The 13722-nt window shown below is 69.2% G+C and carries 5 protein-coding genes; 4 read left to right on the top strand and 1 reads right to left on the bottom strand.

Going from position 1 to position 13722, the window contains the following annotated elements:
- Positions 1-41: 41 nt before the first annotated feature.
- A complete protein-coding gene (locus OG885_RS13195; protein ID WP_405730596.1) occupies positions 42-2792 on the bottom strand; it encodes a SpoIIE family protein phosphatase in 2751 nt (916 codons plus the stop codon).
- A gap of 377 nt (positions 2793-3169) precedes the next feature.
- On the opposite strand from OG885_RS13195, the gene OG885_RS13190 reads away from it, so the two are divergent.
- From OG885_RS13190 to OG885_RS13175, 4 genes are all read left to right on the top strand, one after another.
- Positions 3170-8632, top strand: coding sequence for a HAMP domain-containing protein (locus OG885_RS13190; RefSeq protein WP_399950103.1), 5463 nt, complete (start codon positions 3170-3172; stop codon positions 8630-8632).
- A 403-nt stretch (positions 8633-9035) separates the two neighbouring features.
- Positions 9036-9725, top strand: coding sequence for a two-component system response regulator (locus OG885_RS13185; RefSeq protein ID WP_405730594.1), 690 nt, complete (start codon positions 9036-9038; stop codon positions 9723-9725).
- A gap of 124 nt (positions 9726-9849) precedes the next feature.
- Complete coding sequence (locus OG885_RS13180) at positions 9850-12567, top strand: DNA translocase FtsK (protein ID WP_405730592.1); 2718 nt, start codon at positions 9850-9852, stop codon at positions 12565-12567.
- 280 nt (positions 12568-12847) lie between these two features.
- Positions 12848-13684 (top strand): helix-turn-helix domain-containing protein, encoded by an 837-nt coding sequence (locus OG885_RS13175; protein WP_405730590.1) that lies wholly within the window; start codon positions 12848-12850, stop codon positions 13682-13684.
- The last annotated feature ends 38 nt before the right edge of the window (positions 13685-13722 follow it).

Genomic DNA, 13722 nt, shown 5'->3' with positions numbered 1-13722 from the left:
TGGGCGGGGGCCTTTCGCATATCCCCGTGTTCTCCGGGTGCTCAGTCGTTGTGCAGGCCGGGGACGCGCATCGCCAGGATCGCCATGTCGTCCGACGGAGCGTCCGAGGCGAAGCGCTCCACCGCGCGCATGACGCGGGCCGCGACGGCGCCGGCCGTCAGGCCCGTGCAGGTGGTGAGGACGTCGGTGAGGCCGTCGTCGCCCAGCATGCGGGTGCCCTCGCGGCGCTCGGTGACGCCGTCGGTGACACAGAGGAGGACGTCACCGGGGTCCAGGGTGACCGACTGCTCGTACAGCTCCAGGTCCTCGATGACACCCAGGAGGGGCTGGGGTTCGGCGGCCGGTTCGACCGTGCCGTCCTGGCGGAGGCGGAGCGGGAGGGGGTGGCCGGCGCAGACGACCTTCATTTCCGCGCTGCCGTCGTCCTGGGGGCGCATCTCGCCGTAGAGGAGGGTCAGGAAGCGGCTGCGGGCGCCCTCGTCGAGGATCGCGGAGTTGAGGCGCTCCAGGACCGCCGGGCCGCTCAGGCCCTCCCTGGCGAGCAGGCGCAGGGCATGCCGGGCCAGGCCCGTCACCGCCGCCGCGTGCGGACCCGTACCGCAGACGTCGCCGATGGCGAAGCCGTAGACGCCGTCGCGGATGGGGAAGACGTCGTAGAAGTCACCGCCGACCTCGTTGCCCTCGCCGGCCGCGCGGTAGATGACCTCTACCTCGATGCCCTCGATCGCGGGCTGCTCCGGGGGCAGGAGGCTGCGCTGGAGGGACTGGCTGATGGCCGTGCGCTCGGAGTAGAGGCGGGCGTTGTCGAGGGCCAGGGCGGCCCGGCGGCTCAAGTCCTCGGCCAGCTCCAGGATTTCCTGGCGGAAGTGTTCGTCGGTGGGCTTGCCCAGGGTCAGCATGCCGATGACACGGTTGCGGGCGACCAGGGGGAGGACCACGGTTTCGCCGCCCACCGCGGAGGCGGTGGCGAGGGTGGGGCCGATGCCCGCGCTGATGCGGCCGATGGGCTCGCCCAGGCCCAGGCTGCGCATGGAGGTGCGCAGGGCCGCCTGGTGGGCGGCCTCGGCGGGGGCCGACCAGACGCGGGCGCCCGGGGTGGGGACCGGGTCGGGCGGGGCGATCTTGGAGAGCAACGACTTGATGCCGTCGATGAGTTCCTCGTCCTCGTGCAGGACGTACGACAGGTAGGGGTCCGAGGCCTGGTCGGCGATCGTGTAGACCGCGCACCAGGTGGCGAGGGTCGGGACCGTCATCTGGGCCATCAGGGCCAGGGTCTGGTCGCGGTCCAGGGTGCCCGCCAGGAGGTCGGAGGCCTCGACCAGGAAGCTCAGGGAGCCTCGGCGCAGGCGTTCGAGTTCGCCCAGGCGGGCCGATTCCACCGCCAACGCGATGCGGTCGGCGGCGAATTGGAGGCGCAGGGCCTCTTCGTTCGAGTATCTGCTGGGGGCCTCGGCGGCTACACCGAGGGAGCCGGTGAGGCGGCCCTCGACCTTCAGGGGGACGGTGACGACCGAGCGCATGCCCGTGCCGCTCAGCAGGGGCACCGCGCCCGGGACGGCCGACAGGTCGTCGTGGACGGCCGGCATGCGGGCCGAGCCGTAGCGACCGGGGCCGGCTTCGACGGGCACGCGCGCGAAGCGCTGGCGGGCGGACGGGAGGCCGGTGGAGGCGCGGACCTCCAGCTCGGTCTCGTCGTCGGTCGCGAGGAGCAGGAACGCCGAGTCGGCGTCGAGCATGTCGCGGGCGCGTTCCACCGTGCGCTGGAGGAGGCCGTCGAGGTCATCCGGGGCCGGGGAGCCGATGAAGACCTCGAAGGGGTCGGTGCTCTGGCCGTCGGAGCCGGACGAGGTGTCGGAGGCCGGGATGCGCAACGGGGTCTGCAGGACCGCGCGTTCGTGGTCGCGGACGAGGAGGCAGACCGTGGAGGGCTCGCCGCCGGTGTCACGGACGCGGAGATGGGAGGCGTACACGGGCGTGACGCGGCCGTTGGCGCCGCGGATGCCGTAACTGCCTTCCCAGCGCGAGAGTTGGAGGGCCTCGGCGATGCCGGTGCTGGTGCCCGGGGTGTGCGGCCAGGCCGCGAGGTCGGTCAGGGGCTTGCCGGTGACCTGTTCGGCCGGGTAGCCGAAGAGTTCCTCGGCGTCCTCGTTCCAGGCCGAGATGGCCGCCGTACGGTCGATCTGGATGACGGCTACGCGGACGCGGCCGTCGGCCAGCGGCAGGAGGTTCGCGGGGAGGGACGGGCCGGCGGCGCGGGTGCCCACAGCGCGCTCGGGGAGGTCGAGCTGGAACCAGACCTGCTTGTGCGTGGGCGTGTAGTCGACGCCCCAGCGGCCGGCCAGGGCCGCGCACAGCTGGAGGCCGCGACCGCCCTCGCGGTCGGGGCTGCCCATGGTGGCGGGGTGGCCCTGGAGGGGGATCTCACGTTCGGGATAGCGGTCGGCGACCTCGATCCGTACACCGTCGTCGCTGCGGAGACACAGGACGTCCGCTGCGGTGCCCGCGTGCACCACGGCGTTCGTCACCAGTTCGCTGGTGAGGACCACCGCGTCGTCGATGATGTCGGCGAAGCCCCAGCCCTGGAGTGTGTCGCGGACGAAGGAGCGGGCGCTCGCGACCGATCGCCCGACGGGCTCGAAGCTGGCGGCCGCGCGAGCGGTGATCACTGAACTCCTCGTCCGGTTGTCGACGTGCAGGGCTCCGTGGCCGACCGGCTCGTGCCGCTGTTGCGGCAGGCCGTCCGTCGGCCGGCGGTCCGGGGGAGGTCCCCCGGGGATCAGTCCGGTGGTCATGTTGTGCGGCCGCCCCTCCGATGCCCGCTCGTGCTCGTGCCACCGCCCAGGCCGGACGGACCGGCGCGGCTGGACAGCCGCATGCAAGGTTACTTACCTTCCCCGTCCATGCGGATGCCGGTCACCAGTGTTTCCGTCCGGAGGGTGTGCGGACGATGTGCGAAGCTGCCGAACTGTTATGGCCGGGTTCAGCCAGGGTGAAACACTGGGCAAGCTTCTTGTGAAGGTCCGGGCAGGCCGGGTGTCTTCTGTCCACAGCGGGCAGCAGCCCGTGATGCGGCCTGGTATATCCGGCACCGAGGCACAGCATTAACTGGTACGCCGAGCAGTATTACCGGAGCTCAGCAGTAACGGTCGACCCCTGCGGGAGGGACACAGTGGAGTCTGGCGCAGCGACGCGGGGCACTAAGACGCGCGCGAAAGGCGGACAGTCCCTGAACAACCAGCGCAAACCACGCGGTGGTACCACCGCGGTGGACACGGCTGCCCTGAACCGACTGCTGGCGGCTCTGGTGTCGATGCGGGACGGAAACTTCCGCAAGCGGCTCACCGTCTCCGGCGACGGTGTGATGTCCGAGATCGCGGCGGTTTACAACGAGGTCGCCGACCGGAATCTGCATCTGACCGGTGAGCTGTCCCGGGTCCGGCGGATGGTCGGCCGTGAGGGAAAGCTCACGGAACGGCTGGAGATCGGCGCCTGTGAGGGTTCGTGGCTGACCGCCATCGACGCCTCCAACGCCCTGGTCGACGATCTCGTACGGCCTGTCTCGGAGGTCGGGCGGGTGCTCTCCGCGGTCGCGGAGGGTGATCTGTCGCCGCGGATGGAGCTGCGGACGCAGGCGCCGGACGGGAGCGGGCATCCACTGCGCGGCGAGTTCCTGAAGGTCGGGCGGACTGTCAACAATCTGGTCGACCAGCTCTCCACGTTCACCGACGAGGTCACGCGCGTGGCCAGCGAGGTGGGCACCGAGGGCAAGCTGGGCGGGCAGGCCAAGGTGCGCGGGATGTCGGGTTCGTGGAAGGACCTCACGGACTCGGTCAACACCATGGCGTACCGGCTGACGGCTCAGGTGCGGGACATCGCGCTGGTGACGACCGCGGTGGCCAAGGGTGATCTGTCCCGGAAGGTCACGGTTCACGTGGCCGGAGAGATGCTCGAACTGAAGAACACCGTCAACACGATGGTGGACCAGCTGTCGTCCTTCTCCTCCGAGGTGACCCGCGTCGCGCGCGAGGTGGGCGTCGAGGGTGAGCTGGGCGGGCAGGCGCAGGTGCCCGGTGTGGCGGGTGTGTGGAAGGACCTCACCGATTCGGTGAACCTGATGGCCGGCAATCTGACGGCTCAGGTGCGCGGGATCGCGGAGGTGACGACCGCGGTCGCCAGCGGTGATCTGTCGCGGAAGGTGACCGTGTCGGCGCGGGGCGAGGTCGCCCAGCTCGCGGACACGATCAACCAGATGACCGAGACCCTGCGGATCTTCGCGGACGAGGTCACGCGCGTGGCCAACGAGGTCGGTGCCGAGGGCCAGCTCGGCGGGCAGGCGAACGTGCCGGGTGCGGCGGGCACGTGGAAGGACCTCACGGATTCCGTCAACACGGTGTTCCGGAATCTGACCATTCAGGTGAGGGACATCGCGCAGGTGACCACGGCGGTGGCCAACGGTGACCTGTCGCAGAAGGTCACCGTGGACGTGGCCGGCGAGATGCTGGAGCTGAAGAACACCGTCAACGGGATGGTGGACCAGCTGTCGGCGTTCGGTGCCGAGGTCACGCGCGTGGCGCGCGAGGTCGGTGTCGAGGGTGAGTTGGGCGGGCAGGCGCAGGTGTCCGGCGCGGCCGGTACCTGGAAGGACCTCACCGACTCCGTCAACACGGCGTTCCGGAATCTCACCGGACAGGTGAGGAACATCGCGCAGGTGACCACGGCGGTGGCCAACGGTGACCTGTCGCAGAAGGTCACCGTCGATGTGTCCGGCGAGATGCTTCAGCTGAAGAACACCGTGAACACGATGGTGGACCAGCTCTCGGCCTTCGCCGACCAGGTGACGCGGATGGCCCGGGACGTGGGCACCGAGGGCCGCCTGGGCGGTCAGGCGGTCGTACCGGGGGTTTCCGGTACGTGGAAGGAGCTCACCGACTCCGTCAACTTCATGGGTGGCAACCTCACCTCGCAGGTGCGGCAGATCGCCCAGGTGACGACCGCGGTGGCCCGGGGTGACCTGTCCCAGAAGATCGACGTCGACGCGCGCGGCGAGATCCTGGAGCTGAAGAACACCATCAACACGATGGTGGACCAGCTCTCCGCCTTCGCCGACCAGGTGACCCGGGTGGCCCGGGAAGTGGGTACGGAGGGCCGGCTGGGCGGTCAGGCCCAGGTGCCCGGCGTCGCGGGTGTGTGGCGGGACCTCACCGACTCGGTGAACGGCATGGCGTCCAACCTGACCGGTCAGGTGCGCAACATCGCGCAGGTCGCGACCGCGGTGGCCCGGGGTGACCTGTCCCAGAAGATCACCGTGGACGCGCGCGGCGAGATCCTGGAGCTGAAGAACACCCTGAACACGATGGTCGACCAGCTGTCGTCCTTCGCCGAAGAGGTCACGCGTGTGGCCCGTGAGGTGGGTACCGAGGGCATCCTCGGTGGTCAGGCCGAGGTGCAGGGGGTCTCCGGCACCTGGAAGGACCTCACGCAGTCCGTGAACTTCATGGCGAACAACCTGACCATCCAGGTGCGCAACATCGCCGAGGTCACGACCGCCGTCGCCAAGGGCGACCTGTCGAAGAAGATCACCGTCGACGCCAAGGGCGAGATCCTCGAACTCGTCAGCACCGTCAACACGATGGTGGACCAGCTGTCGTCCTTCGCCGAGCAGGTGACCCGGGTGGCCCGCGAGGTGGGCACCGAGGGCATCCTGGGCGGACAGGCCCATGTGCCGGGCGTTGTCGGCATCTGGAAGGACCTCAGCGACAACGTGAACCTCATGGCCAACAACCTGACCATGCAGGTGCGGAACATCTCCCAGGTCGCGTCCGCGGTCGCCAACGGCGACCTGACGCGGACGGTGACGATCGAGGCGCGCGGTGAGGTCGCGCAGCTCGCCGACACCTTCAACACCATGGTGAAGACGCTGAGTTCGTTCGCCGACCAGGTCACCAAGGTGGCCCGCGAGGTGGGTACGGACGGCATCCTCGGCGGACAGGCGCGCGTGCCCGGTGTGGCCGGCACGTGGAAGGACCTCACCGAGTCGGTGAACCAGATGGCGTCCAACCTGACCGGTCAGGTGCGGAACATCGCCATGGTGACCACGGCCATCGCCAAGGGTGACCTGACGAAGAAGATCGACATCGACGCGCGCGGCGAGATCCTGGAGCTCAAGACCACCATCAACACGATGGTCGACCAGCTGTCGTCCTTCGCCGAGGAGGTCACCCGCGTCGCCCGCGAGGTGGGTACGGAAGGCCAGCTCGGCGGCCAGGCACGCGTGCGTGACGTGGACGGCACCTGGCGGGACCTCACCGAGTCCGTGAACGAGATGGCCGGGAACCTGACCCGGCAGGTGCGTGCCATCGCGCGCGTGGCGACCGCGGTGACCCGTGGTGACCTGAACCTGAAGATCGACGTGGACGCGTCCGGGGAGATCCAGGAACTCCAGGACTACATCAACAAGATGATCGCCAACCTGCGCGACACCACGATCGCCAACAAGGAGCAGGACTGGCTCAAGGGCAACCTGGCCCGTATCTCCGCGCTCATGCAGGGCCGCCGTGACCTCGCGGACGTGGCCTCGCTGATCATGAGCGAGCTGACGCCGGTCGTCTCCGCGCAGCACGGCGCGTTCTTCCTGGCGATGCCGCTCGTCGACGGCAAGGACGTCAGCGCCGAGCAGGAGGACTCGTACGAACTGCGCATGCTCGGTTCGTACGGCTACTCGATGGGCTCCATGCCGACCTCGTTCCGGCCGGGGGAGGCGCTCATCGGGACCGCCGCGCAGGAGAAGCGGACGATCCTCGTGGAGAACGCGCCCAGCGGGTATCTGAAGATCTCCTCCGGGCTCGGCGAGGCGCCTCCGGCGCAAGTGATCGTCCTTCCCGTGCTGTTCGAGGGCAAGGTGCTCGGCGTCATCGAGCTGGCCTCCTTCACTCCCTTTACGCAGATCCAGAAGGACTTCCTCAACCAGATCGCCGAGATGATCGCGACCAGCGTCAACACCATCTCCGTCAACACCAAGACCGAGGTGCTGCTGCGGCAGTCGCAGGAGCTGACCGAGCAACTTCGGGAGCGGTCGGCGGAGTTGGAGAACCGGCAGAAGGCCCTCCAGTCCTCCAACGCCGAACTGGAGGAGAAGGCCGAGCTGCTGGCCCAGCAGAACCGCGACATCGAGGTCAAGAACACCGAGATCGAGGAGGCGCGGCAGGTCCTGGAGGAGCGCGCCGAGCAACTCGCCGTGTCGATGCGCTACAAGAGCGAGTTCCTCGCCAACATGTCGCACGAGCTGCGGACGCCGCTCAACTCGCTGCTGATCCTGGCCAAGCTGCTCGCCGACAACGCGGACGCCAACCTCACCCCGAAGCAGGTGGAGTTCGCCGAGACCATTCACGGGGCCGGCTCCGACCTGCTCCAGCTCATCAACGACATCCTTGATCTGTCGAAGGTCGAGGCGGGCAAGATGGACGTCTCCCCGACGCGCATCGCGCTCGTCCAGCTCGTCGACTACGTGGAGGCCACCTTCCGGCCGCTGACCGCGGAGAAGGGCCTGGACCTGTCGGTACGGGTCTCGCCGGAGCTGCCCGCCACGCTGCACACCGACGAGCAGCGGCTGCTCCAGGTGCTGCGCAACCTGCTCTCCAACGCGGTGAAGTTCACCGACTCCGGAGCGGTGGAGCTGGTGATCCGGCCGGCCAACGCGGACGTGCCGGTGCAGATCCGCGAGCAGCTCCTGGAGACCGGTTCGCTGCGGGATCCGGACGCCGACCTGATCGCGTTCTCCGTGACCGACACCGGGATCGGGATCGCGGCCAGCAAGATGCGGGTGATCTTCGAGGCGTTCAAGCAGGCCGACGGCACGACCAGCCGCAAGTACGGCGGTACGGGCCTCGGGCTGTCCATCTCGCGGGAGATCGCCCAGCTGCTGGGCGGTGAGATCCACGCCCAGAGCGAGCCGGGACGCGGCTCGACGTTCACGCTGTATTTGCCGCTGCACCCGAGCGAACTGCCGCCGCAGGGCTATCAGCAGCCCATGCCCGCCCTGGAGGCCGGTGAGCTGCTCGCCTCGGAGAGCAACGGGCTGTCCGAGGTGGAGGTGGTGACGCCGGCCGAGGTGAGGTCGTACCAGGAGACGCAGAACGGTGCCGCGGCCCTGTTCCGGCGCCGCCGCCGGGCCCTGCCGGAGGCCGAACAGCCGCCTCAGGAGCGGTGGTCGGCGACGGAGCAGAACCCGGTGACGGAGGCGCGGCCCGGGATCCGGTTCGGCGGTGAGAAGGTGCTCATCGTCGACGACGACATCCGTAACGTCTTCGCGCTGACCAGCGTCCTGGAGCAGCACGGGCTGTCTGTGCTGTACGCCGAGAACGGCCGCGAGGGCATCGAGGTCCTGGAGCAGCACGACGACGTGACGGTCGTGCTGATGGACATCATGATGCCGGAGATGGACGGGTACGCGACGACGACGGCGATCCGCAGGATGCCGCAGTTCGCGGGCCTGCCGATCATCGCGCTGACCGCGAAGGCGATGAAGGGCGACCGGGAGAAGGCGATCGAGTCGGGCGCCTCCGACTACGTCACCAAGCCGGTCGACCCCGATCATCTGCTCACGGTCATGGAGCAGTGGATGCGGGGCGCGTGACGGGACCGGTGTGCGGCTCCTGCGGGGCCGTGCGCCGGGACCCGTGCGGGCAGCGGGCGGGCCCTTTGGCGGGGGACCGGTGCGGGAATCGTGAGGGGTGCGTGACGGGACGGCGTGAGGGTCGCGTGACCGGACGGGTCGGGCTTCGCGTGGATGCTGCGGGAACCTTCTGTGTTCACGCGGAGTTGCTGACTCAGTGTGCTCGAAGCCGTGTAGAAGTACGGGATTCGGGGAACCTTCTGGTCTCCGCTTGCGTTTCTGCTACGTGCACAGTGACATCGCGGTGACAGGGTGTGGCGACGGGCAGGGTGCGGCTACCATGACCGGCACAAGGTTGGGCGGCGAAAGGGAGTCGTCCCCAGGGGCGGCGCCCGGTGCACATCCGGGGCGAGGAGGGCGGGCCATGGTGCAGAAGGCCAAGATCCTCCTGGTCGATGACCGGCCGGAGAATCTGCTGGCGCTGGAGGCCATCCTCTCCGCGCTCGATCAGACACTGGTGCGGGCATCGAGCGGGGAGGAAGCGCTCAAAGCGCTGCTCACTGACGATTTCGCGGTCATTCTGCTGGACGTCCAGATGCCGGGCATGGACGGGTTCGAGACCGCCGCGCACATCAAGCGGCGGGAGCGCACCCGGGACATCCCGATCATCTTCCTCACCGCGATCAACCACGGCCCGCACCACACGTTCCGTGGGTACGCGGCCGGCGCGGTCGACTACATCTCCAAGCCGTTCGACCCGTGGGTGCTGCGCGCGAAGGTCTCCGTTTTCGTCGAGCTCTACATGAAGAACTGCCAGCTGCGGGAGCAGGCGGCGCTGCTGCGGCTCCAGTTGGAGGGTGGCACGGGCGGCAAGGCCCCGGCGGCGGGCGAGGCGAAGGAGCCGGCCGGGCTGCTCGCCGAGTTGTCGGCGCGGCTGGCGGCGGTCGAGGAGCAGGCCGAGGCGCTGTCCAAGCAGCTCGACGACGAGTCGGCGGACGCGGCGGCGGTCGCCACGGCGGCGCATCTCGAACGCAAACTCACCGGTTTGCGGCGGGCGCTGGACGCCCTCGAACCGGGCGCCGGAAGCACGTCGGCGGTGACCTCCCAGAACTGACGCCCGGGCCCGGCCCAGTTGTGCGTGAGCACACGTCAGTTTCCAGTCCCCGCAAGGGCGACACGAACGGGTGAAGCAGTGGGCACGCGTGTCCCTTGTCGTCTCCACCGGTAACCTCACACCTATGGCCTCACGTCCCTCCGCTGCCAAGAAGCAGCCCGCGAAGAAGGCGGCGGCTCCGGCGAAGAAGGCCGCCGCGAAGAAGGCTCCGGCGAAGAAGGCGCCCGCCAAGAAGGCCGCGGCGAAGAAGGCCGCGCCGCCTCCGAAGCCGGCGCCGAACCCGACCGGCGGCATCTACAGGCTCGTACGCGCCGTCTGGCTGGGCTTGGCGCACGCCGTGGGCGCGGTGTTCCGCGGCATAGGGAACGGCGCGAAGAACCTCGACCCGGCGCACCGCAAGGACGGCGTCGCGCTGCTGCTGCTCGGCCTCGCGCTGATCTGCGCGGCCGGCACCTGGTCGAACCTGCGCGGTCCGGTCGGCGACCTCGTGGAGATCATCGTGACCGGCGCCTTCGGGCGCCTCGACCTGCTCGTGCCGATACTGCTCGCGGTCATCGCCGCGCGCTTCATCCGGCACCCCGAGAAGCCCGAGGCCAACGGCCGGATCGTCATCGGCCTGTCCGCGCTCGTCATCGGTGTGCTCGGGCAGGTCCACATCGCGTGCGGCGCGCCCGCCCGCAGCGACGGCATGCAGGCCATAAGGGACGCCGGCGGGCTCATCGGCTGGGGTGCGGCGACCCCGCTGACGTACACCATGGGCGAGGTCCTCGCCGTACCGCTGCTCGTGCTGCTCACCGTCTTCGGACTGCTCGTCGTCACGGCCACGCCGGTCAACGCCATCCCGCGGCGGCTGCGGGAGCTCGGGGTCCGGCTCGGGGTACTGCACGATCCGGGGGCGGACGAGTTCGACGAGTTCTCGGACGACGACGAGCGCTACGACGAGCAGTGGCGTGAGGCACTGCCCCCACGCGCGCGTAAGCGCGCCCAGACGCCCGAGGCCTACGACCCCGAGGGCGCCGAGCAGGAGGCCCTCTCGCGGCGTCGTGGGCGCCCGAGGCGCTCCGCTGTGCCGCAGCCCGACATGGACCGGCAGATGGACGCCGTGGACGTCGCCGCGGCCGCCGCTGCCGCGCTCGACGGAGCCGTGCTGCACGGGATGCCGCCGTCGCCGATCGTCGCCGACCTCACCCAGGGGGTGAGCGTGGGGGACCGGGAGGAGACCACTCCGACGCCGGTTCCGGTCTCGAAGCCCGTGCCGGCCGCACGGCCCCGGCAGGAGAAGCTCAAGGTCGAGGTCGCCGACCTCACCAAGCCCGCGCCCGAGGCCCCGAGCGAGCTGCCGCCGCGCGCGGAGCAGCTACAGCTGTCCGGCGACATCACCTACTCGCTGCCCTCGCTCGACCTCCTGGAGCGCGGCGGACCCGGCAAGACGCGCAGCGCCGCCAACGACGCGGTCGTCGCCTCGCTCCAGAACGTCTTCATGGAGTTCAAGGTCGACGCTGCCGTCACCGGCTTCACACGCGGGCCGACGGTCACGCGCTACGAGGTCGAACTCGGCCCCGCCGTGAAGGTGGAGCGGATCACCGCGCTGACCAAGAACATCGCGTACGCCGTCGCCAGTCCCGACGTACGGATCATCTCGCCGATCCCCGGCAAGTCCGCGGTCGGCATCGAGATCCCGAACACCGACCGGGAGATGGTCAACCTCGGTGACGTGCTGCGGCTGGCCGCCGCGGCCGAGGACGACCACCCGATGCTGGTGGCGCTCGGCAAGGACGTCGAGGGCGGCTATGTGATGGCCAACCTCGCGAAGATGCCGCACGTGCTCGTCGCCGGAGCCACCGGTTCCGGTAAGTCGTCGTGCATTAACTGCTTGATCACTTCCATCATGGTCCGCGCGACCCCGGAGGACGTGCGGATGGTCCTGGTGGACCCCAAGCGCGTCGAGCTGACGGCGTACGAGGGCATCCCGCACCTGATCACGCCGATCATCACCAACCCGAAGCGGGCCGCCGAGGCGCTCCAGTGGGTCGTACGGGAGATGGACCTGCGGTACGACGACCTGGCGGCGTTCGGGTACCGGCACATCGACGACTTCAACCAGGCGATCCGCGACGGCAAGCTCAAGACGCCCGAGGGCAGTGAGCGGGAGCTCAAGACGTACCCGTACCTGCTGGTGATCGTCGACGAGCTCGCGGACCTGATGATGGTCGCGCCGCGTGACGTCGAGGACTCGATCGTGCGCATCACGCAGCTCGCGCGCGCGGCCGGCATCCACCTGGTGCTCGCCACCCAGCGGCCGTCGGTCGACGTCGTCACGGGTCTGATCAAGGCGAACGTGCCCTCGCGGCTCGCCTTCGCCACCTCGTCCCTGGCCGACTCCCGGGTCATCCTCGACCAGCCCGGCGCCGAGAAGCTGATCGGCAAGGGTGACGGGCTGTTCCTGCCGATGGGGGCGAACAAGCCCACCCGTATGCAGGGCGCCTTCGTCACCGAGGACGAGGTCGCGGCCGTCGTCCAGCACTGCAAGGACCAGATGGCGCCGGTCTTCCGGGACGACGTCACCGTGGGCACCAAGCAGAAGAAGGAGATCGACGAGGAGATCGGCGACGACCTGGACCTGCTGTGCCAGGCGGCCGAGCTGGTCGTCTCCACGCAGTTCGGCTCGACCTCCATGCTCCAGCGCAAGCTGCGCGTCGGGTTCGCCAAGGCGGGACGTCTGATGGACCTGATGGAGTCGCGCGGGATCGTCGGGCCGAGCGAGGGATCCAAGGCACGTGACGTTCTTGTGAAGGCTGACGAGCTGGATGGCGTGCTCGCGGTGATCCGCGGGGAGGCTTAAGAGGACGTCACCTCCGGAAACGGGGCGCAAGGGTCACCTTGCGGACGGGCGGGCCGCCGATGGATGTTCGATCGTGACTCACCCGTAAGGGATCATTGAGCAACCGTTTCCCTTCGGCGTACGTCAAGTTGAGGGAAGCGAAAAGCTGCTGCCCCACCATCGGCGTGTCCGGCCATACCGATGGCGTACAAAGTCCCACCGCCCGGTTGCCCCACCCTTTCGCACCCCCCCTAGACTGAACCTCCAGCACAGGTGGCTTAAACGCTCGAAAGGCGCCCCCGTGTCCATCGGCAACTCCCCTGAAGACGAGCGTCCGTTCGAAGACGACCGCGAGGAAGCCCGAATCTCCGTCGGCCGTGCCCTTAAGCAGGCACGTATCGCGGCCGGGCTGACCGTCGACGACGTCAGCAACGCCACCCGGGTCCGTATCGCCATCGTGCATGCCATCGAAGCGGACGACTTCACGCCCTGCGGCGGTGACGTCTACGCCCGAGGCCATATTCGGACCCTGGCCAAGGCCGTACGCCTCGACCCGGCCCCCCTCCTCGCGCAGTACGACGCCGACCACGGCGGCCGTCCGGCGCCGACCCCGGCGGCCCCGCTGTTCGAGGCGGAACGCATCCGCCCCGAGCGCCGCGGGCCCAACTGGACCGCGGCCATGGTCGCCGCGATCGTCGCGGTGATCGGGTTCGTCGGGTTCACCGCGTTCAAGGGTGGCGACGACGGCGGCAAGGCACAGGTCGCCGAGGGTTCGACGCCCACGGCCGGCAAGTCCGCCACGCCCACTCCGAAGAGCGAGAAGCCCGAGTCGCCGAAGCCGGACCCGTCCGACAGCGCCATCGCGGCGGCCCCGCAGGACAAGGTGACCGTCCGAGTGAGCGCCCCTGACGGCAAGAGCTGGATCTCCGCCAAGGACCACAACGGCCGGCTGCTGTTCGACGGGCTGCTCCAGCAGGGCGAGTCGAAGACCTTCCAGGACAGCGAGAAGATCAACCTCGTCCTCGGTGACGCCGGGGCGATCCAGCTGTATGTGAACGGCAAGAAGATCGACGACGACTGGGCGCCCGGCGCCGTGGAGCGCCTGACGTACACCAAGGGCGACCCGCAGGTCGGCTGAGGCTCGGTGCGTGTTCGACGGGGTTGGTGATCTTCACC

Origin of the sequence: Streptomyces sp. NBC_00028 (assembly GCF_045041065.1) — a bacterium.
In the GTDB taxonomy this organism is placed as follows: domain Bacteria; phylum Actinomycetota; class Actinomycetes; order Streptomycetales; family Streptomycetaceae; genus Streptomyces.
The sequence above is the reverse complement of the archived record's forward strand: the minus strand, read 5'-3'. Positions and strand labels throughout refer to the sequence as shown.

Bases quoted from the DNA above. Each gene is read 5' to 3' on its own strand.
- OG885_RS13180 (WP_405730592.1), top strand. From the start codon at position 9,850: ATGGCCTCACGTCCCTCCGCTGCCAAGAAGCAGCCCGCGAAGAAGGCG.
- OG885_RS13195 (WP_405730596.1), bottom strand. From the start codon at position 2,792: ATGACCACCGGACTGATCCCCGGGGGACCTCCCCCGGACCGCCGGCCG.
- OG885_RS13185 (WP_405730594.1), top strand. From the start codon at position 9,036: ATGGTGCAGAAGGCCAAGATCCTCCTGGTCGATGACCGGCCGGAGAAT.